At 56.8% G+C, this 20,413-nt stretch carries 18 protein-coding genes; 5 read left to right on the top strand and 13 right to left on the bottom strand.

Annotation, left to right across the window (positions count from 1 at the left end):
* Positions 1–455: 455 nt before the first annotated feature.
* Together EXR70_19475 and EXR70_19470 are read left to right on the top strand one after the other, a co-directional pair.
* On the top strand, positions 456–1,457 hold the full coding sequence (locus tag EXR70_19475; protein ID MSP40675.1) for an aldo/keto reductase: 1,002 nt from the start codon (positions 456–458) through the stop codon (positions 1,455–1,457).
* Positions 1,458–1,518: 61 nt separating this feature from the next.
* Entirely contained in the window at positions 1,519–2,376 is an 858-nt protein-coding gene (locus tag EXR70_19470) for a hypothetical protein (protein MSP40674.1), read from the top strand.
* 83 nt (positions 2,377–2,459) lie between these two features.
* On the opposite strand, the gene EXR70_19465 is transcribed toward EXR70_19470, so the two are convergent.
* Positions 2,460–3,509, bottom strand: coding sequence for a HAMP domain-containing histidine kinase (locus EXR70_19465; protein ID MSP40673.1), 1,050 nt, complete (start codon positions 3,507–3,509; stop codon positions 2,460–2,462).
* A gap of 353 nt (positions 3,510–3,862) precedes the next feature.
* Positions 3,863–5,431 carry a SagB/ThcOx family dehydrogenase gene (locus EXR70_19460; protein MSP40672.1) on the bottom strand — a complete coding sequence of 523 codons (1,569 nt, stop codon included), beginning with the start codon at positions 5,429–5,431 and terminating at the stop codon, positions 3,863–3,865.
* 138 nt (positions 5,432–5,569) lie between these two features.
* Here EXR70_19460 and EXR70_19455 point away from each other — a divergent pair, with 138 nt between their 5' ends.
* On the top strand, positions 5,570–6,331 hold the full coding sequence (locus tag EXR70_19455) for an amidotransferase (GenBank protein MSP40671.1): 762 nt from the start codon (positions 5,570–5,572) through the stop codon (positions 6,329–6,331).
* 93 nt (positions 6,332–6,424) lie between these two features.
* Here the strand turns inward: EXR70_19455 and EXR70_19450 are convergent, their stop codons facing one another.
* The 9 genes from EXR70_19450 to EXR70_19410 form a co-directional block, all read right to left on the bottom strand.
* On the bottom strand, positions 6,425–7,663 hold the full coding sequence (locus tag EXR70_19450; protein MSP40670.1) for an MFS transporter: 1,239 nt from the start codon (positions 7,661–7,663) through the stop codon (positions 6,425–6,427).
* A gap of 165 nt (positions 7,664–7,828) precedes the next feature.
* A complete protein-coding gene (mutM, locus tag EXR70_19445; protein MSP40669.1) occupies positions 7,829–8,650 on the bottom strand; it encodes a bifunctional DNA-formamidopyrimidine glycosylase/DNA-(apurinic or apyrimidinic site) lyase in 822 nt (273 codons plus the stop codon).
* A gap of 19 nt (positions 8,651–8,669) precedes the next feature.
* Positions 8,670–9,533 carry a 16S rRNA (adenine(1518)-N(6)/adenine(1519)-N(6))-dimethyltransferase RsmA gene (gene rsmA / locus EXR70_19440; protein ID MSP40668.1) on the bottom strand — a complete coding sequence of 288 codons (864 nt, stop codon included), beginning with the start codon at positions 9,531–9,533 and terminating at the stop codon, positions 8,670–8,672.
* Positions 9,534–9,571: 38 nt separating this feature from the next.
* Complete coding sequence (tsaD, locus tag EXR70_19435; GenBank protein ID MSP40667.1) at positions 9,572–10,570, bottom strand: tRNA (adenosine(37)-N6)-threonylcarbamoyltransferase complex transferase subunit TsaD; 999 nt, start codon at positions 10,568–10,570, stop codon at positions 9,572–9,574.
* 13 nt (positions 10,571–10,583) lie between these two features.
* Positions 10,584–11,315 carry a tetratricopeptide repeat protein gene (locus EXR70_19430; protein MSP40666.1) on the bottom strand — a complete coding sequence of 244 codons (732 nt, stop codon included), beginning with the start codon at positions 11,313–11,315 and terminating at the stop codon, positions 10,584–10,586.
* 31 nt (positions 11,316–11,346) lie between these two features.
* A complete protein-coding gene (locus EXR70_19425; protein MSP40665.1) occupies positions 11,347–13,611 on the bottom strand; it encodes a PBP1A family penicillin-binding protein in 2,265 nt (754 codons plus the stop codon).
* A 112-nt stretch (positions 13,612–13,723) separates the two neighbouring features.
* Complete coding sequence (locus EXR70_19420) at positions 13,724–15,238, bottom strand: DegQ family serine endoprotease (GenBank protein ID MSP40664.1); 1,515 nt, start codon at positions 15,236–15,238, stop codon at positions 13,724–13,726.
* 23 nt (positions 15,239–15,261) lie between these two features.
* Complete coding sequence (locus EXR70_19415; protein MSP40663.1) at positions 15,262–15,684, bottom strand: DUF1844 domain-containing protein; 423 nt, start codon at positions 15,682–15,684, stop codon at positions 15,262–15,264.
* A 177-nt stretch (positions 15,685–15,861) separates the two neighbouring features.
* Positions 15,862–16,953 (bottom strand): glycosyltransferase family 9 protein, encoded by a 1,092-nt coding sequence (locus EXR70_19410; protein ID MSP40662.1) that lies wholly within the window; start codon positions 16,951–16,953, stop codon positions 15,862–15,864.
* Between the two features lie 30 nt (positions 16,954–16,983).
* Between EXR70_19410 and cysK the strand changes: the two genes are divergently transcribed.
* Entirely contained in the window at positions 16,984–17,928 is a 945-nt protein-coding gene (gene cysK, locus EXR70_19405) for a cysteine synthase A (protein ID MSP40661.1), read from the top strand.
* Positions 17,904–18,716, top strand: a complete 813-nt coding sequence (gene larE / locus EXR70_19400; GenBank protein ID MSP40660.1) for an ATP-dependent sacrificial sulfur transferase LarE — start codon at positions 17,904–17,906, stop codon at positions 18,714–18,716. The genes cysK and larE overlap by 25 nt, the downstream gene beginning before the upstream one ends.
* Here larE and ispD read toward each other — a convergent pair.
* Together ispD and EXR70_19390 are read right to left on the bottom strand one after the other, a co-directional pair.
* Positions 18,713–19,411: a 2-C-methyl-D-erythritol 4-phosphate cytidylyltransferase gene (gene ispD / locus EXR70_19395; GenBank protein MSP40659.1), complete on the bottom strand. Its 699-nt coding sequence runs from the start codon at positions 19,409–19,411 to the stop codon at positions 18,713–18,715. The two genes, larE and ispD, sit on opposite strands and share 4 nt — an antisense overlap.
* A gap of 72 nt (positions 19,412–19,483) precedes the next feature.
* A complete protein-coding gene (locus EXR70_19390; GenBank protein MSP40658.1) occupies positions 19,484–19,966 on the bottom strand; it encodes a CarD family transcriptional regulator in 483 nt (160 codons plus the stop codon).
* Between the last annotated feature and the right edge of the window lie 447 nt (positions 19,967–20,413).

Below are 20,413 nucleotides of genomic sequence, written 5' to 3'. Positions count from 1 at the left end.
CGACGCACACACTTGGCCTATATCGAACCAACTCCAACAAGGTGGGGTTCCGCTATGGCCAGGTTTCTAACTTACGACCTCAACCCAACGCACTACCCTGACATAATCGCGTTGCTGTTAACATGACATATTGACGTTGCCACGACAGCCGAGTTCTTGTCGTAGTCGACGCGACGCCAAATTTAAACGAGGTTGAATTCCGATTAAGTCGATTCAAAATTAATCCCGACATCGCGTCATACCGGCGCAGGCCGGTATCCAGGAGGGGTGCGGGGATGGATGCCGGCCGTCGCCGGCATGACAATGATTTCTCGACACCTGAAGCCGATCCTGCGCTCCAACGAAGAGGCAGGGATATCGGACATCGGGAAAGGGGCAAGAAGCATTGACGCCGGTATGATCATCTGGTCTATGATGTTCGTCGACATTGGCTTAGCAAACCGAATGGAGCCTTTATGAAATCACATTGGACCCGCCGCGAATTTTTGCAGTCCACCACTGCCGCAGTCATGCTCGGTACTGCGAAGAAAGCGATGGGCGCAGCGACCAGCGCATTGCCGAAACGCCGTCTCGGCAAAACCGGCGAGATGATTTCCTGTATCGGCTTCGGCTCCGGCTCGCGCTTCTGCTCCATCGAAGATGAAAGCGCCGCCCAGGCGCTGCTGGAACGCGCCTTAACCCTCGGCATCAACTACTTCGACACCGCCGGTTCCTACACGAGGCGGCCGGTAGAAAGACTGAGCGAAAAACGTCTCGGCGAGTTTTCTAAAAAACGCCGCAAAGAACTGTTCCTCGCGACAAAAATCGACCCGCGCGATCGCGACGGCGCGTTGCGCTCGGTGGAAGCGAGTTTAAAGTTCCTGCAAACCGATTACATTGATTTAATTCAAATCCACGGCCTCAGCGATCTTAACGACCTAGAGCGCATCGGTAGCGCCAACGGCGTGTTCGGCGCAGTGCAGCAATTGAAAGCGCAGAAGGTCGTCCGCTTCATCGGCATCACCGGCCACAACGACGGCGCCGCCATGGCCGAAGCGCTGCGCCGCCACGACTTCGACACGGTTTTAATGGCGCTCAACGCCGCCCAATCGGCAAACCCAATAGCCGCGCGCAAGATGGAACCGATCCCCGCCTTCGAGCAGTCCGCCTTGCCGGTAGCGTTGCAGAAAAATCTCGGCATCCTGTCGATGAAAGTCATGGGCCAAGGATTGTTAGTCGGCGGCGGCGCGGGCCGCGCTTCACCTGCTGAACTTTTACAATTCAACTTAAGCCAGCCCGTCGCCAGCGTCATCATCGGCTGCGAACAACTAGCGCCGCTCGAACAAAACGTCCAAGCCGCGATCAATTTCACGCCGATCAGCGAAAGCGGCAAACAACGATTACAAGAAAAAGTCGCGCCATCACGGGCGGCGTGGGAGAATTTTCTGCGGACGCACGAGGATTCGGTAGTCGTATGACACTCGGGTTTGTTTTTTCCAGCTCAATCCAATAGCCTGCTGTTCATGAACGCACGGATACGTGAAAGACATCGTGTCCGTGATCGTGTTCGGGATAATCATGACGCGCTTTCGTGAAAATCAAATCCGTCGGTTCATCTTCAGCGCGGCTGCTGTCGTCAGCTTGCTGCTCTCGGTTATCTCATCTGCCCATTCTTCCTGCCGCGATCCGGATGTCGCGCGCGGTTTCACTTCGCTTGCCCACGCGGCCAATGTCGATGCGACGATTCAATACTTCGGCCACAACTATTTTTTGATCACGACGAACAAAGGCACGCGCATCGCCGCCGATCCGTTGGGGCCGGGGTGGTATCCCACTCCCAACATCACTGCCGATGTCGTCACCGTCGGCAAAGAAATGTTCAATCATAACGCCGTGCAGATCGTGCGCGGCAATCCGCTGATTTTGCGCGGCCTAAAAAACTACGGCGCCGATTGGAACATGGTCAGCACTACGGTCAAAGACACGTTGATTTACAACGTGCCGATTCATCAGAACGCCGAGTTCGTCCAGGGAATCCAAGGTTCGGCGTTTGTCTACGACCTCGGCACCTTGTGCATCGCCCACCTCGGCGATTTGAGCCAGAAGTTAAACGAGCAACAGATCAAATCCTTCGGCAAAGTCGACATTGCGCTCACGCCCATCGGCGGCGGCCGCACCATGGGGCCGGACTTGGCGCGCGAAGTTTTAACCCAGCTCAAACCCAAGATCGCCATCCCGATGCACCATCGCGACAGTCCCTACCTGATCAAACAATTCATCGCAGGCATGCGCACGCAGATTCTCAAGACCGACACTTTAACGGTGAGCAAGGACGCGCTGCCGCTGCCGACCGAGATCCGCGTGCTGCTGCCGCGCGGCGCTATGAGTTACGAGTGATCGTGTCAGTGGAGAGCAAATATATTCGAGAGCTTGGATACTTTGACTTCGCAGCGATGTTACCCAGGTCGGATACGCTGTTATTATGCTATTCTCGCTGAAACCGCGGGCAGGGAAAGCGTAAACGTCGAGCCTTTCTCGGGTTCGCTCTCAAGGCTGATGGTTCCGCCGAGCAATTCGGTGAACACCTTGACAATATAAAGGCCGAGGCCGATACCACCGTGGATTCGCGTGCTCGACGGGTCGGCCTGCTGAAACTTTTCAAAGACCAGAGCGTGGGCTTCCTTGGGAATTCCAATACCGCTATCTTTGACTTCGATTTCAACGAGTTGTTTCGCTCCATTCACCCGCGCGGTCACCGAGACATTGCCCTGCTCGGTAAACTTGAGCGCATTGTTGATTAGGTTTTGTAAGATGATGGTCAATTTCAACTTATCCGCATTGACCTTCGGTAGACTGTTGGGAATCACCCACTGAAGCGCCACCGAATTTTGTAGCGGAACGTATTTCCGGCTGACTTCATTCAGATAATCTGACAGTGGCAACTCTTCGCGCTCAAGCGACAGCTCGCCGGTTTCGATCCGGGTGATGTCCAAGACCGCATTGACGATATCCATGAGATGATCCGATTGACGGGAGATCTTGCCTAGCGCTTCATTTTGGCCGGGCGTGACCTCTCCCCAGGTTTTATCCTGGATCGCTTGGGCGTAGCCGGAAATCACATTGAGTGGAGTGCGAAACTCATGTGACACGATATTGAGAACTTCTTTACGGCCGCGGTCGCGCAACTCCTCTTCTTGTCTCAGAGTCTTTTCCCTTCGGATGAATTGGGTGAAGTACCCGTAGAATAAAGATACGACAAATAAGAACGGTAGGCGCAGGAAGACATTGGGTTGAACGTTATCCAAGGAAGAAAATAGCAATACCGAATAAAAGAACGGCGCCGCAACGGAGACCACGGCGCGCAACTTGGCGTTTTCGATAATACAGCTTCCTAGAATGACCAGGAGGCGAAGCGTTCTTCGGGAAAAAAATAGAGCGCGACGTTCGACGCAATATAAACAAATACCGCACTGTAAGAAACCCACGCCGGCACGAGATCCACCGACGGATACAACAAGAGATAGGTGCAAATGATGACGACCGGCCAGCGTATGAGTATGACGCTCGGTTTCAGCGCTAGGCCGAAACGTTCCGATGCTGCGGACGAGGTAAAGGGGAAAAGATCGATGCTCCTGGCGCTTACCATATCAAAGACCTCCGTGTCTGGCGCTTGTCTCGACAACAAGATTATAGCGCGTCGGCGGTACCGGACAAAGCTTTAATGTGAACAGCGAAAAAATCGCGAGCGTAATTTAAATAGGTTAGTGGAGCATGCTGGATATTGTTTACGTCTTGAAGACAAAACCTTTGGGGCTGCCTTGGGCAAAGCATGATTGCGCTGGCAAGTCCGAAGCTGTTGTTGGTCCAAGGAATTGTAAACTAGCTACACGACGTTTAGTCCATTTCGCCGTTTCACGGATTTTCCCAGCGCGAGCAAAAACATCACGCTCTTACCGGCCGCGTGGGGCGAGAAAAACTCCGTGACATCGTCATCGAAGAAAGTCAGCCCGGAGGCGCCGAGCCGTTGGGCGTAGGCGGCAAGATAGAGTTTCCCGCCCATGATACTGGCTTCAAGTTGGGCGGCGCGGTAACCGCGGTTGCCGTAGCGCTCCAGAGATCGAGGCAAATCCGCTAGAAAATAAACGTTGACGCTGCAATCGGCTGGAATCTCCTGGCCGAGACCGAGATGTCCCGCGTCACGGCGAAAGTCGCCTTGCTTGAGCAATTCCAGCGACTGGCCTGCGCTGCGATACAGGTAGGTCCCCGAAGGCAGATCGTCCACCGCGTTGACGATCAAGTAAAGCTCGTTGAGCGACGGCTCTCCTGGATGCAAAAAATCCCCGTGTTCGCCGCGCGTTGCCCGGTCGAGCATGGTGGAAAGCTGGGCGAAGGAAATCGACTCGGGTGCAAACTGGCGCGTTGAGCCGCGCCGGAGAATTACTTCGTCGATGCTGTCCTGCGACATGTCTACAGAACTCAACGGCTGCAGAGGAAACATTCGAGACTCAGCTATTTCATCATTGCGCGCCGTGGCTGCCGCGCTTAGCGCTTGGGCGCGCCAGGCGACGACTTCCTTTTCGTCCTGGAGTGAAGAAGCCTCGTGCATCGCTTGCATCGCGGGATAATTAACTTCTTGTTTCGATAACGGCGCGGTTGGCAAAACCAACGGATCAACGGCTAGCAGCGGCACTGCAACCCGATCGCCAGATTCTCCGAGCGCCACCATTGCGAGCGGCGCCTCGCGCTGAGAGTCCAATCCTAAAAGTGTGTCCACCTCGGCATCGACAAAGCCGATCACGACTTTAGCAAGCACCGCGCGGGCCGCCGCGGCCGCTAAAAGATTGGCGAGTATCGTGCCGCTATCCCAGTAACAGTGACGATAGGCGCGGGCTTGATACTTCCAAGCATTGCGCCAAAACGTCGACGCGCAGACGAGCACGCAACTTGCCTTTGCGATCGATGGCTCTTCACCGCTGGCACGAATCAGCACCGAACGATAATCGCCCGCGCGCAATCGGCGCAGCGCAAAATCTTGCGGGCTAAAATGATAAACACCGGCCGAGAGATCTTCGAGTTCGCCGCAGATCAGATGCAGATCGATGTGATAGAGCGCCCCGGTGCAGGCCGCGGCACGGAATTGCATCTCTCCGCCCGGATAACTTCTTCGCTTGGTAATGCCAGCGGACAGAAACAGAATTTCCGCTAGTGTCTGGCGTGTTGGGATGATGCCAACGTCCCCAGGCGCATCGCTCAATGAAATCGCGGCAAGCGCCGGCATGGTTGTCGACGAGAGCTGTTGCGGCAGCGCGATAGGATCGAGGCCGGTGTAAATCTTAAATGACAGCGGCCGGTTCTCCCAGTCGAGGGAGTGCGCATTGGCGCGGATGCTTTGGTAGGAATGTTTCGTGCCGTCATGATACGCCCAAGCCGCGTCGATTTCGCGATTCTTCATAGCGAACCTCACTGTCACTGCTCGAGGTTTTATCACTTACACAAGTCCGCCACTAGCGGTCTCGACGACCAAGCAAACAAACTCGCCGGCGGTTTTTCTTTATCCGCCCGTGTCGCTATAATTACTAGCATCAGGTGAATGCTTCTTACCGCCATGAAAAAACTTCTGGTCTGCCAACATGTCGCGCACGAACTTCTCGGCACGCTCAATCCGCTGCTGAAGCGCGCCGGCTTTCGCATTCGTTACGTGAATTTCGCGCGCCATCCCGACGCCCAGCCGACACTCGACGGCTACGACGGCTTGGTGATTTTAGGCGGACCGATGAGCGTCAACGATGCGCATCGTCTGCCGCACTTGAACACCGAATTGAAATTGATCGAAGCGGCGCTACGAGGAAATCTTCCCGTGCTCGGTATCTGTCTCGGTTCGCAGCTGATCGCTAAGACGCTCGGGGCCAATGTCTACCGGAACCGCGAAAAAGAAATCGGCTGGTACGACATCTCACCTACGGAAGAAGCGGAACAGGATCCGCTACTGAGTGGACTTGCTAAGAGTGAAAAAATCTTTCAGTGGCATGGCGAGACCTTCGATCTACCGCGCGGCACGTGCCATCTCGCCTTTTCCCCGCTCTGCGCCCATCAAGCGTTTCGCTACGGCGGCAACGTCTACGGCTTTCAATTTCATCTCGAAGTCGACGAGCCGATGATCCAGCGCTGGCTGCGGGTGCCGGACAACCGAAAAGAAATTGCCGCTCTCGGCGCCAACATTACCGCTGAGCGGATTCACCGCGAAACGCCCGAGCACATCGCCCGCTTGCAGCAGTTGAGCGAAAGCGTCTTCGGCGCCTTCATCGAACTGTTTGGCGTCGACAAAAAACTGCGCCACCTGCCGTCGCGCTAGCAGCGCATCGTTATCATTCTCTAAGCAAAGGTTTTGAAGAGTCCCCTCTTTGAAAAAGGGGGGATAAGGGGGGATTTTCTCAATGCACCAACTTCACTGCGCGCCGCCGGCGATGCGATAATCGCGCAGATTGGGGAAGCGCACCACGAGCACGCCGACGATGGCGAGAATAATCAGCGCGCCGGTCATCACGGAAAACTCCGCGCCGATGACCGCGGCGAGCGCGCCGGCTTGGAACTGTCCGAGTTGCGGTCCACTGTTGGTGAACACGCTGTTGATCGACGACATGCGGCCGCGCAGCTCGTCGGACGCGCTCAGCTGATTGATCGTCGCGCGCAAGATCGCGCTGATGGTATCGCCGATTCCCGAACCGATGAGAAATAGCACCGACAACGCCAACACTCGCGAATACGCGAAGCCCAAAAGCGAAAGTCCGTAAATCGTCACGCCGAACAAAATCCATCGTCCCGCTTGGCGCACCGGCCCCCAAACGCTGAAGCCAAACGCGCCGATCAACGAACCGGCGGCGCCGGCGGCGTAGAGCAAACCCAAACCCTTCGGCCCGACGGCGAGAATATCGCGGGCGTAAATCGGATAAAGCGAACGGATGGTGCCGAACAAATTCGCGCCCAGATCCATCATCAGGAACGGAAAGATCACCGCGTGGTGCCAGACGAAACGAAAACCGGAGTCGAGTGACGCGAACGAGATGTTGCGCCAGCCGCCGCGCTCGGGCAGCGGCGTGCGAATCAACTTCAGCGCACCGAACATGACCAACCATGACAGCGCGTCGATGGCGTAGCAGAGGCTCGGCCCCGCCAGCGCCAAAACGACGCCGGCGATGGACGGGCCGGCGATGGTGGCGATTTGTCTTTGCGTGCTCGACATCGCCAGCGCCTGGGTCAAATCTTCGGCCGGAACTAAATTAGTCACGATGGCGTGGCGCGACGGCGCTTCCAACGAACTGAACAACGCCAAGAACACCGCGACGAGGTAAAGTTTCAGCGACGTCATCTGTCCGCCCAAGGTCACAAGCGCCAGTGTGCCCGAAACGAAAAACAAACTCCCCTGGGTGAGCATCATGAGCTTGCGCCGATTGATCGCATCGGCGAGCAACCCGCCGAACAACAGAATCACCATCTGCGGCACCGCGCGCGCCAAACCGATCATGCCGATCTGCAACGGTGAGTTGGTCAACTCATAAATCTGCCACGCCATCGCCACGGTGGTGAATTGGCTGCCGACGCTGGAAAGCAGCAAGCCGGTCCAAAACAACCGAAAGTCGCGATGACACAGCGGCGAAAAAAGTTTTTTGTTACTGGGAGTGGACATGATTCTGGTGTGCCCAATACAGCTCGCGCCGTGAAGTCGTGCCGAACCGACGATAACTCACTTCACCACGAAGGACACGAAGAGCACGAAGTTTAAGAAATCAGAACTCCGAAACCTTCGGGTCCTTCGTGCCTTCGTGGTGTAACCGAATTCCCGCGACAACCTTCACTTCTGGCACGTCGGGCAGTAAAACGCGCTGCGGTTGCCGATGGCGACGCGCTTGATAATGCTCGGACAGCCGCGGCATTTTTCGCCGTCCCGGTCGTACACCCGCAGATGATTTTGAAACTCGCCCGACTTGTCGTCGGCATCGCGGTAATCTGAAAATGACGTGCCGCACCAGCGGATGGCGTCCTTGAGTAGACGCGGGATCGCGCCGGCGATGTCGGCAACTTGGCGCCGCGTCAAGCGGCGCGCCCGCGTCGTCGGTCTGACGCCGGTAATGGCGAGAATCTCGTTGGCGTAAATGTTACCCAGACCGGCGACGATCTGCTGGTCTAACAATAAATCGCGAATGCGCCGGTCCGAACGCCGGGTAAAGCCAAACAAATATGCGCCGGTGAGAGCGGCGCCGAAAGGATCGACGCCTAGAGCACGCAGCTGCGCGAGCTCGGATAACCCATTGCGATCGGTCACCAACGACAAACCGAAACGGCGCGGGTCGTGATAGCGCAGCTCGCCGCCGTCATCGAGGCTGACAATAATGTGGTCATGCTTGCGCCGTGCCGCGCCGGCGCTGGTGCAAATCAATTTGCCCGACATGCCGAGATGAAACAGCCAGACCGAGTTCGCCGACAGTTGAATCAGGATATACTTGGCGCGTCGTTCGATGGCGTCAATGCGTCGGCCGGCCAAGGCTTGCAACGCCTTCACATCCACCGCCACCCGCAAACGCGGCTCCAGCACTTCGACGCGGCGAATGCGCCGGCCAAGCAAATGGGGCCGCAGACTACGGCACACGGTTTCGACTTCGGGAAGTTCGGGCATAGGAAAAATTTCTCAGTTGTTAGTTATCAGTTGTCAGTAAATTCATTTGCTTTACGGCTGCCGCGAGCTTGATGAATTCCGCGACACTGAGGGTCTCGCCGCGCCGCTTGGGGTCGACATCGCAGACGCGCAAGAAGTTGTCGATTTCAGCACGCTCGTGTTTCAACCAGCTGGTCAAATTATTGCTCAACGTTTTGCGCCGCTGACCGAACGCGGCGCGCACCAAGCCGCGCATGGTCGGCAAATCCGCCGCGGCAATCAACGGCTCGTCGAAGAGCTCGATTTGCAGCACCGTCGAGCGCACCTTCGGGCGCGGATAAAACGCCTCCGGCGACACCTGCACTTTGTCAGCCACCCGGCCGTGCAACTGGCACCACACCGACAGCGTGCCGTAATCCTTGCTCCCCGGCGCACTGGCGATGCGCTCGGCGACTTCCTTCTGGACCATTAAAACCAAGCGCGAAAAACGCGCGCGCCAGTCAAAAATGCGAAACAACACCGGCGTGGCAATACTGTAGGGCAAATTACCGGCGAGTTTGAGTTTTTTTGCCGGCAACATTTCCAGCAACGGCAGCGCCAGAATATCGCCGTGAATCAAGTGCAATTTCGATGGGTCATCCATACCGCTTTGGCGCAGCCGCGCGACCAAAGCGTCGTCGATTTCCACCGCCCAGACTTCCCCGGCCCGTTCGAGCAAGCGGCGGGTGAGAAAACCCAAACCGGGACCGATCTCGACCACGCCATCGCTGTCGTCGAGCGCGAGCAGTCGCACGATCGACTCGATGACCGGCTCATGAATCAAAAAGTTTTGGCCGCGGCTTTTCTTCGGGCGAAACTCGGTCTCGCGCAACAACGCGCGCACTTCTTCGTAAAGGGTCACAATTTTTTGCCGACCTTAACCGCCAGAGACATCGCGCCGGTTTACAAAGTGAGATCGGCGTCGGCGTTTAAGCGCTCGTCGTCGCGCCGGCCGCGCTGGAGCCAATGATATCCAGCCAGCGCGATCATCGCCGCGTTATCGGTGCAAAATTTTGGCGCCGGACAGAAAACTTGCAGCCCTGCCGCTTCGGCTTTTTCTTTCATCTTGGCGCGCAGCCGGCTATTCGCCGCCACGCCGCCGGCGAGCACGATGCGACCGACAGACAGATTTGTAGCGGCTTTGAGCGTCGGGTTGATCAACATATCGACCACCGCTTCTTGAAAGCTGGCGGCGATGTCGGCGCGTTGCGCTTGCCACTGCGCCTCGCTTTGAGTTTTCAAATAATGCCACACCGAAGTCTTGATACCGCTGAAACTGAATTCGTAGGGAGATTTTTTTAGCTTCGCGCGCGGAAAACGGATCGCGCTGGCATTGCCGCTTTTCGCTAAATCGTCTATCGGCCGCCCGCCCGGATAACCGAGCCCCAGCAGCTTGGCGACTTTATCGTAAGCTTCGCCCGCGGCGTCGTCGCGGGTGCCGCCGAGATGGAGATAATCGCCGGCGCCGCGCACGCAATAAAGCAACGTGTGGCCGCCGGAAGCCAGCAAGGCGATGTACGGATAGGCGACATCATGTTCGAGATGGATCGCCAGCAAATGGGCTTCGAGATGATTGACCCCGACGAAGGGAATGCCGGCGCGAAAGGCGATGCCTTTGACCAACGACAATCCCACCAGCAACGAGCCCACCAATCCGGGACCATAGGTCACCGCCATGCCGTCGATCTCTTTGAGCGTCACGCCGGCATTTTTCAACGCCTGATCGATGACCGGCAGAATCGTTTGGATATGTTGGCGCGACGCTAGTTCGGGCACCACGCCGCCGTAGGGGCCATGCACTTGATCTTGCGATGACACGACGTTGGCGAGGATCGTGCGTCCGTCTTGTAAAATCGCCGCGGCGGTGTCGTCGCAGGAACTTTCAACACCTAGAACTAACATGCTGAGAAAAATCTCACTTGGTTGCCGGTTGGGCGGCGGGCGGATCGCCTTGCACGCGCGCTAACCCGTCGGCGGCGGTGCGGTTGCCGGAGTTTAAGCGCAGTGCTTGGTTGTAACTCGCCTCGGCCCGTTGCGGTTGGCCTTGGGCGTGATAGTTCTCACCGCGCAGCGCGTGAATCTCCGATAACCAGAAGGGCTCGGCACCGAGCCGAGATTCGGCGACGTCGAGAAAGTTGAGCGACTCTTTATGGCGTCCCAAACGATGCTGCGCTTTGGCTAGGTAATAATAACCGTAGGGATTGGTCGAATCGATGACGATGGTTTTTTCCAAACGCGTCAGCGAGCGCGCCGGATCGCCGGCGTCGAGAATTCTTCTGCCCTCTTCGGTGAGTCGCAACGACGCGGCGCGCTGCGCTGAAGTCCCCGGAGTAATTTTCGCGAGCAACGAACTGTCGTCAGCCAACGGCGGCGAAGATTCAGAGCCGCGCGGTTCAGTGACGCTCGCTTGGCGCGTCGGCTCTTTGGCGCTCTTGGCCGGCAACGTTGGCGCAGTCTTGCTACGAAGATCCTGCTCGCGAATTTTCGCTTCGTTCGGCAACCCTTGAGGCGCTGGCTCAGGAGCCGGCGGCGCAACCGGCGCGCTCGACGGCCGCGGGCTCGCAACCGGCGGCACCGGCACGCGGTAAGTCGGTGGCGGCGCGCAGGCGGCGAAAGCCACACAGCAGGCTGCGATGCTTAAAATCATTCTGGGAGATTTGAATGGCGCTTCGTGCACTTTAAACTCCCGCCGCGGCTTTAGCCGGTGGCACAGGAGCGGCGCAGTCGCCGCTCTCGCCTTCGGCTTTACCGGCGCACTTACTATCGTCGGTATCGGGTCTCACCAACGGCCCGACGAAATCGGTGACCGGCATGCTCGCCGTGGCATTTTTCATGAACTCGGTCCAAATCGGCAGCGCCGCCTCAGCGCCCGACATGCCGATTTTTTTCGGTCCGTCGAAACCGACCCACACCACCGCCAACAGATCCGGCGTGTAGCCGACGAACCAAGCGTCTTTGTAATCGTTGGTCGTGCCGGTCTTGCCCGCCGCCGGCCGGGTGAAACCCGCGCGCCGCGAACCCGCCGCGGTGCCGCGATCGAGTACGCCTTTAAGCAGCTGATTGATGGCATAAGCCAGTTGCGGATTGAGCACCTGCTCCATTTTGACGTCGCGCTTTTCCAAAACCTTAGTGCTTTGGTCGAGCACCTGCTTAACCGCCAACGGCCGCACCCGCGAACCGCCGTTGGCCAACGTCGCGTAAGCCACGGCGATTTCTAACGGCGTCACTTCCGCCGCGCCCAGAGAAAGCGCCGGCACCGCCGGCAACGAGCTTTGAATCCCCAACTTGTGCGCCAAGTCGCGCACCCGCCGAATGCCGACATCCTGGGCCACCCGAGCGGTGGCCGAGTTGAGGGAACTTTCCAATGCGCGCCGCAAAGTCACCGCGCCAAAGTATTCGTTGTTATAATTATGCGGCTGCCATTCCTGGTTGTCATAGCTCCAAGTGAATTGGCTGTCGTTGATCACCGTGTCGGCGGAATATTTGGTGCCGCTTTGGCCGCCATACATCAGCGCGGCTAAATAGACGAATGGTTTGAACACCGAGCCAGGCTGGCGCTTGGCTTGAAACACGCGATTGAATTGCGAGCGGCTATAATTGCGCCCGCCGACCATCGCTTTAATCTCGCCGGTCTGCGGCCGAAGCACGACAATCGCTCCTTCCAAACCTTCCTCATCGCCTTTATGACGCAGCGCAGGATGGGTTTCTTCGAGCTTCTTCAGCCCCTCGACCAACGCGCGCTCGGCCATTCGCTGCAGCTGCAAGTCGAGGGTGCTAAATATCCGCAGCCCTTCCTTGGTCAGCACGGCATTGGAATAATTCTCTTCCAACTCGCGGCGCAGATAGTCGACATAAAACGGCCCTTCGTTGGTCACCTTGACCAGCGAGCGTTGCGGCAACTTTTCTAACAACGCGGCGTCGTATTGCTTGCGCGTGATGATATTATCGTCAAGCAGTTTGGCTAACACGACATTGCGCCGTTTGGTCGCCCCCTCGGCGCTCCGGTAGGGCGACAACCGATTGGGCGCGCGGATCAAGCCCGCCAACAACGCCATCTCACCGACGGTCAAATCGGTGAGCGGCTTGGAAAAATAAAACTGCGCCGCCTCCCAAACACCGAACACGCCCTGGGAGCCGCGCTGGCCGAGATATATCTCGTTTAGGTAGTTTTCTAGAATCGTTTGCTTGGAATACTTGCGTTCGGCAATCACCGCCATCATCGCCTCGGGAACCTTGCGGCTGATGGTGCGCTCGTCTGAGAGAAAGAAATTTTTGACCAATTGCTGGGTCAGCGTGCTGCCGCCTTGCTGAAAGCTCAAGCTGCGCAAATTTACCCACATGGCGCGCAGGATACCGATGGGGTCGATGCCGTAGTGGTGATAAAAGCGCTCATCTTCGACCGCCAAAATTGTCTTTACCATCAGCGGCGGCACCTCGGCCAACTTGACGACTTTGCGCTCCTGCCAAATCCGCTCATAGAGACCGGTAATCAGCTCGGGCTCGAGTTCGATGGAAAATATTTCCTTGCCATCGGCAATATTTTCGATCTTGGCGATGGCGTTGCCTTGAAGCGTAATGCGAATCGGGATGCCCTTGAACTTCTCGGTCGGCGAATCGAAGTCGTGCAGAAAGATTTCAATCACGCCTTCTTTCGCCGCCACGCGATACTCGCCCTTGGCCTTGGGCGCAACCGAGGTTTCGAAGTAACCGAGCCGGCGCAGTTTTTCCGCCAGATCTTGGCTACGCAAACCGGCGCCGACATACAAGAAGTAACTATCGGAATAAATTTTCGATGGGAAAACCCACTTGCGCCCTTCGAATTTTTCGACGACTTTGTCTTCCAGCTGCTTTAAATACCACGCTCCGAAAACCAAACCGCTGGAAGTAACCACCAGAAGAGCAACTAGAGCGATGCTTAAAATTCGCAGTTTCGACTTTATCAAACGCGGCCTCGAATAGGATTAATCTTCGCGCAGAAACCGCGTAAAAGCAACAAAACGAGACCGGGAGATGGAAATGTCCCGGTCTCGTTTTGATTGTCAGGTTATTGAGAATTTAGCGGCGCGGCTTAACGGCGAGGAACAGCGTGCTTTCGCCGCGCCGCACCAAGAACAAAACGCTCGGCCCCTTGCGAACGCCGGCGACCGCTTTCTTGTATTCATCGAGAGTGCGTACCGCTTTGCGGTCGACTTCCAAGATCACGTCACCGCGGCGAATGCCGGATTCCTCGGCGGCGCTGCCCGGTTCGATCGCTGAGACCACCACGCCATCGGATTTTTCCAAGCCTAAGCTCTCCGCCATTTGCGGCGTCAAGCGCTGTACGGTGAGACCGAGCTCGCCTTTTTCCGGCACCGCGGCGACCACCTCTTCGTCCTTAAGTTCACCGACCGCGACGTTGAGAACGATTTCTTTTTTGTCGCGCAGCACTTTCATGCGCGCCTTTTTCTCCACCGCCGTGCGTGCGACGATGATCGGCAGATCGCCGGAATCTTTAACCGGATTGCCGTCGAACTCCACGATCACATCGCCGACTTTGACGCCGGCCTTTTCCGCCGGCCCATCCTTCGCCACGTTGGCGACCAAAGCGCCGTAGCCTTTTTCCATGCCCAGGCTTTCGGCGATTTCCGGAGTTACTTTTTGGATCAACACGCCGAGGTAGCCTCGAGTAACCTTGCCTTTGCCGCGCAGCTGCGGCAGCAGCTCTTTGACTAGATTGATCGGGATCGCGAAGCCGATGCCAATGTTGCCGCCAGAGCGGCTGACGATCGCCGTGTTGATGCCGATCACTTCGCCGCGCAAATTGATCAGCGGCCCACCGGAGTTGCCGGGATTGATCGAAGCATCGGTCTGAATGAAATTGTCATAGGGTCCCTGGGTGATGTTGTGGCGCCCTTTGGCGCTGACGATGCCCGAAGTTACGGTGCCATCCAAGCCGAAGGGATTACCGATCGCCATCACCCATTCGCCGACTTCGAGCCGCTCCGAGTCACCCAAGTTGGCGGCGACCAGATTGGTCTTGACGTTGATTTTGATCACCGCGATGTCAGTCTTGGCATCCCGGCCGATGACTTTGGCTTCGTAGTCCTGTTCGTCACCCGCCAACTTGACGACGATCTTACTGGCGTTCTCGACGACGTGATTGTTGGTCAAGATCGAGCCGTCGGAGTCGATGATAAAACCCGAGCCGAGGCTCCGTTGTTGACGTTGCTGGGGACCGCGCCGCTCCGGTCCGCCGAAGAAACGTTTCCAAAAATCGTTGAAATGATCTTCCTCGCCGCCGCCGAAGGGATTGGAGAATTCCTGGGAGCCGCCGCGCCCTTCGCTCGCTTGCGTGGTCGAAATGTTGACCACCACGGGCTTGAGTTTTTTGGCGAGACTGACGAAATCCGGCAAACCGCCGGACAGCCGCGAATCGCCGTTGCCGGCATCGCCCATAAAATTGACCGCGCGGCTCGGCGACAGCCAATCCAAGCTGCCGCTAATGCCGAGACCGATCATCAAAGAGACCACCGCCACCAGACTCACGCTCTTCAAACTCACTTTGCCATCCCAGACTTTCTTCAAACTCATCGACGATAACTCCTATGCAGCGACTAGCGTTTTTTCACGGCTTCGACATATCTCATGCGCAAATCGTAGAGAATATCTTGTAGCAAGCGGTCTTCATTAGCGGTTAAATTGCTAGCGGTCTTGTCCTTGAGCATGCCCAAAATATCGATCATCTGTTTCGCCACCGGCACATCGGCCTCGACTTTGCCGCTGAGCGGATTGGCGATTTCACCGAGATGCATGAGCGCCTGAGTGCTCAGGCTAATCACGAAGGTCGAAAAGTTAATTTCCGGCAGCGCTTCTTGTTGCGCTTCTTGGGCCGGCCGAGCGTCATTCGGCTGAGCCGTTTGAGCAGCGGCCTCGGGCTGACTGGCAGCTTCCGGACGCTCTGCTCCCGTCTCCGGGGCGAAACGCCGATGATCTTGAACCGTGAATCCTTTGCCTTCTTGTTTCTCTTCGCTGGCCATCTCGATCCTCCAACCGACGAGAAAAAACGCCCGGACGCGCGCCGGAACAAATCGTCCGCCGCCCCCCAGGCGTTACCCTTTTACGAATGCGAAACTATTTTGACTCGAACGCGACGCCGGTTATCGCTTACGTTTCTGAACAGAATTTTTCGAGCTAAATCCGTTGGAAAATCTCGCTCAAACTGTAATCCCTGCCCCTACCCTTGTCAAGGTCGTGGGCGCTATCGTTAGTTTCATGGCGCCGATCGCGCGATCGGCGGTAAGTTCGGTCAAACAGGCATGGTGCGGACAACTTTTCATCAGCGCATCCGTGCATGGCGAACAGGCGATTTCCCGGCTGATGACGACGACCTGTTTACCGCGCGGCGCCCATTGGCGCCCATCGCTTGGACCGAACAGGGCGAAGGTCGGCACACCAATAGCGGCGGCCAAATGGGTCACACCGCTGTCGTTGCCGAGATAGGCGTCGCTGCAGCTGATCAACGCCGCAAGCTGCGCCAAACTCAAATCGGCGGCGACAAGACACTGCTGGCGGAGCCGGTCGATGCCGCCTCTTTCGGATTCCACAGGGCCCACGAGTAAGACTACCGCGCCGCCAGTGGCTTCACGCCACCACTCGGCCACGGCGAGAAACGAGTGTTCCGGCCAATTTTTCTCCCGCGCGCCGCTGCCCGGTGCCAGCGCCAGAACCGCCCGGTGATCCAACAAATGTTGCCGGCGAAAATTATCGCACCACTCGATCGCCTCGGCGCGAAGCTCGATACTGGGAACAGAATCGTGGCTGGACGGCAAGTCGAGACAGCGCAAATAATAGTCGGCTTGATGTTCGATAAGTGCCGATGGACGAAACGGAAAAAGTTTAGCCCGCTCGGCAGAGTCCGCTTGCAAGCGCCGGACAAACACCGGCTGTTGACTGCCGAGCCATGAATAAACCGCCGCGTAGTCGCCAAAAAATTTTGCCTGTGCTGAAACTGGCGCTGCGTCGTCGATGAATAGGCGGCTAATCTCGGCGCATTCCAAACTGCGAACCGATACTCCTGATGGAACGATGTCGGCAAACTCGCTTCGAGCGAAGAAATCAATTTCCCAATCGCGCCGCAAGGCGTGCAGCGCCGGCAAGAAACAGACGAAGTCGCCGAGCGCGCCGGGAAAAATCACGCAAGCGCGCTTAGAAGTGGAAACGGTCGAGATGGGATCGAACGATTTTATTGACATTAACAGAACGAAACTATAGCATTTGATCGTCTTCAATTCGAATCTCACACCCATCAGGAAAGACGAGAAAAATTTGTGGCTAGCTTGAATGGTGCGCGATCCGTCCTGGATCTAATCGGCAACACGCCCGTCGTGAAACTGCGAGTTCTCCCGGACAAAAACGGCGCGGAAGTTTGGGCCAAACTCGAATCGTTCAATCCCGGCGGCTCGGTCAAAGACCGCATTTGCTTGAACATGATCGAAACCGCCGAGCGCCAAGGCAAACTCAAACCCGGCGCAACCATCGTCGAACCGACCAGCGGCAACACCGGCATCGGTCTCGCCCTGATCTCAGCGATCAAAGGTTATCGGTTGATTTTGACCATGCCCGACACCATGAGCGAAGAGCGCCGCAGTTTACTTGCCGCCTACGGCGCCCATCTGATCTTGACGCCGGACACCAAAGGCATGGGCGGCGCGATACACAAAGCCGAGGAGATCTTGCAGGAGAATCCGGACTATTTCATGCCGCAGCAGTTCAACAATCCGGCCAATCCGGAAACCCATAGAAAATCCACCGCACAGGAATTGCTCAAGCAGTTTAAACGCATCGACGCCTTCGTCGCCGGCGTCGGCACCGGCGGCACCATCACCGGCGTCGGCGAAGTGCTTAAAGACAAAATGAAAGACGTGCGCATCTGCGCCGTCGAACCCGCGGCGTCGCCGGTGATCTCCGGCGGCGAACCCGGCTATCATAAAATCCAAGGCATCGGCGCGGGATTCATTCCCGCGGTGCTCAACCGGGAAGTGATCGATGAGATCGTGCAGGTAAGCGACGCCGACGCGACGGCCTATGCACGCCGGTTGGCCGCCGAGGAAGGACTGCTGGTCGGCATCTCGTCGGGCGCCGCCTGTTTCGCCGCGGTAAAAGTCGCCAAGACTCTCGGTAAAGGTCAGATCGTCGTCGTGGTCTTTCCCGACAAAGGCGAGCACTATCTGAGCACCGATCTCTTCAGCAACAAACAATGGACGCAAAATTCGAAAACCTAATCCGCATCCTGGCCCAGTCCGATCGCTTGCTCGTGGCATTTTCCGCTGGAGTCGATTCGACCTTTCTGCTCAAGGCGGCGCACTTGGCGCTGGGCGCGCGAGCCATCGCGCTGACCGCTTCGTCGGCCTCGGTGCCGCCAGGCGATCTCGACGCCGCCAAGGAATTCGCCAGCGGGCTCGGCTGTCACCACATCGTTCTCGACTCCCACGAATTGGCCAATCCTTCCTATCAAAAGAATCCCGTGAATCGCTGCTTCTTCTGCAAGGACGAGCTGTATAAAATCTGCCGCGAACAAGCCTATAAACTGGGAATCGAAACGATCGTCGACGGCACCAATCTCGACGATTTGAAAGATCATCGGCCAGGACTGCAAGCGGCCGATCAATGGGGCGTGCGCCATCCGTTGGTGGACGCCGAAATGACCAAGGACGACATCCGCCGCTACAGCCGCGAACTCGACTTGCCGACTTGGGACAAACCATCGAGCCCCTGTCTGTCGTCGCGTTTTCCCTACGGCACCGAAATCAATCTGGAACGGCTCAAACAGATCGGCGCCTGTGAAGTGTTTTTGAAGGGGCTACGCTTCCGGGAGTTTCGCGTGCGTTACCACGGCAACCTTGGACGCATCGAAGTCGCCGAGAGCGAAGTCGAGAGGCTATTCGACAAAACGATTCGAGACGCGATTGTGAAGAAATTCAAAGAAGTCGGTTTCGACTTCGTCAGTTTAGACTTGCAGGGATTTCGCAGCGGCAGCCTGAACGACGCCTTACTCAAAAAAGCGCTCTAAGAAACCCGCCCGTCGCGAAGCATCGCTTCAGCCAACCAAATATCTTCAGGCAGGGTAATCTTGATATTGGTCCGCTCACCATCGAGAATGTATACCGGTCGGCCGAAACGCTCCACCACCATGGCGTCGTCAGTTGCTTCGACGCCATCTCTCGCCGCCTGTTCATGAGCCTCGGTAATAATCTCCCGTTGAAAAACCTGGGGCGTCTGGACTTCCCACAACGAACTGCGCTCGGGCGTAGTTTGGATGCGCCGATCGCTGCCCGCCACCTTGATAGTATCGTGCGTCGGTAAGCCGACAACCACCGCGCCCTTTTCCGCTGCGGCGCTGACACAGCGATCGATCAAATCAGCGGAGACGAACGGCCGCGCGCCGTCGTGGATGATCACGATGTCGGTATCCGCGGCCAGTTTCCCCAACCCCCGTTTTGCCGACTGCTGGCGTGTGGCGCCGCCCTCCTGCAAGACAATCGGCCGGTCACGCAACGCCGCATCGCCGCGCAAAAGCGCCTGGCAGTGCGCCACTTCTTTGGCGCCAGCGACCCACACCACGCGCTCCACCGAACGAGCCGAAAGCATCCTATCCAGCGTGCGCAACACTAGCGGTCTGCCGGCAATGGGCAGGTACATCTTGGAAACCTCGCCGCCGATGCGACGACCGGCCCCGGCGGCAACCACGATTGCAGTTACATGCATACTCGACTCAAAACTAAAAAAGCCGAGAGAAGATCTCCCGGCTTTTCGAAAACTATTAGCAGCCAGCCCACATCAGTGAGTAAAAATATGGCGGAGCTCCTCCATGATCTTCTCTTCCGAATGGGAGCGGGCAATCGACAACTCCTTGACCAGCAAATTGCGCGCCGTGTCCAGCATCTTACGTTCGCCGAAGGACAATTCTTTATCGCCTTTCAACACAAACAGGTCGCGCAATACTTTGGCGATTTCGAGGATCGATCCGGTCTTGATTTTCTCCGTGTAGTCGCGGTACCGGCGATTCCAAGTCTGCTGGTCGGATTCAATTTTCTTCTGGCGCAATACCTTATAGACCTTGGTCACCATGGCGCGGTCGATGATCTTACGTAACCCAACGGAGTCGACGTTGTCGATCGGGATCATGATCTTCATGTCGGTCTCGAGAATTCGTAGCATGTAGAATTTCTTCTCAGTGCCGGAAATGACATGCGAACGGATCGCTTCTATCTCGCCCACACCATGAGCCGGGTAAACAACTTTCTCGCCAACTTTAAACATACGGACCTCCTAGTAGACCGGAGCTTTCCCCAAAATGTTCGAATTCGAATTGGCAGTCTTCGCCGCTGTGGATAAGCGGATTAACGTAAAAAAAAAACGTGGAAGGAAGCGGTTTCGACTCTGTGGCCGGCAAGTAGATCGCGATCGTAAGTGAAAAATTTTTAACATGCCGTTTCTTTCGAGCCCACCGCAAAAACACAAAAAAAATTAGCGGTCGCCATGCACAGACCGCCTCAGAAACATCACTCGCAGATGAGTTATACAATAGACCGAGAAGGCCCGTCAAGGGTTGTGAAGATTCTGTTGTAGCAAAGTGATTATGTCAGGGGTTAACGGCAACGTAATTATGTCAGGGTGGAAGGATGACAACCCTGACAATGAAAGACGAGAAACGACTAGACGTAATTCAACGAGTATATCGCAGCGAGATCACCGTGGTTGAGGCCG

The organism is Deltaproteobacteria bacterium, assembly GCA_009692615.1.
Taxonomy (GTDB): Bacteria; Desulfobacterota; Binatia; order UBA9968; family UBA9968; genus DP-20.
The sequence above is the reverse complement of the archived record's forward strand: the minus strand, read 5'-3'. Positions and strand labels throughout refer to the sequence as shown.

Excerpts from the sequence above, each read along its gene's own strand:
- EXR70_19475 (MSP40675.1), top strand. The coding sequence starts at position 456 with ATGAAATCACATTGGACCCGCCGCGAATTTTTGCAGTCCACCACTGCC.
- EXR70_19460 (MSP40672.1), bottom strand. The coding sequence starts at position 5,431 with ATGAAGAATCGCGAAATCGACGCGGCTTGGGCGTATCATGACGGCACG.
- EXR70_19455 (MSP40671.1), top strand. The coding sequence starts at position 5,570 with ATGCTTCTTACCGCCATGAAAAAACTTCTGGTCTGCCAACATGTCGCG.
- EXR70_19450 (MSP40670.1), bottom strand. The coding sequence starts at position 7,663 with ATGTCCACTCCCAGTAACAAAAAACTTTTTTCGCCGCTGTGTCATCGC.
- mutM (MSP40669.1), bottom strand. The coding sequence starts at position 8,650 with ATGCCCGAACTTCCCGAAGTCGAAACCGTGTGCCGTAGTCTGCGGCCC.
- tsaD (MSP40667.1), bottom strand. The coding sequence starts at position 10,570 with ATGTTAGTTCTAGGTGTTGAAAGTTCCTGCGACGACACCGCCGCGGCG.
- EXR70_19430 (MSP40666.1), bottom strand. The coding sequence starts at position 11,315 with ATGATTTTAAGCATCGCAGCCTGCTGTGTGGCTTTCGCCGCCTGCGCG.
- EXR70_19420 (MSP40664.1), bottom strand. The coding sequence starts at position 15,238 with ATGAGTTTGAAGAAAGTCTGGGATGGCAAAGTGAGTTTGAAGAGCGTG.
- EXR70_19415 (MSP40663.1), bottom strand. The coding sequence starts at position 15,684 with ATGGCCAGCGAAGAGAAACAAGAAGGCAAAGGATTCACGGTTCAAGAT.
- EXR70_19410 (MSP40662.1), bottom strand. The coding sequence starts at position 16,953 with ATGGGTGTGAGATTCGAATTGAAGACGATCAAATGCTATAGTTTCGTT.
- larE (MSP40660.1), top strand. The coding sequence starts at position 17,904 with ATGGACGCAAAATTCGAAAACCTAATCCGCATCCTGGCCCAGTCCGAT.
- ispD (MSP40659.1), bottom strand. The coding sequence starts at position 19,411 with ATGCATGTAACTGCAATCGTGGTTGCCGCCGGGGCCGGTCGTCGCATC.
- EXR70_19390 (MSP40658.1), bottom strand. The coding sequence starts at position 19,966 with ATGTTTAAAGTTGGCGAGAAAGTTGTTTACCCGGCTCATGGTGTGGGC.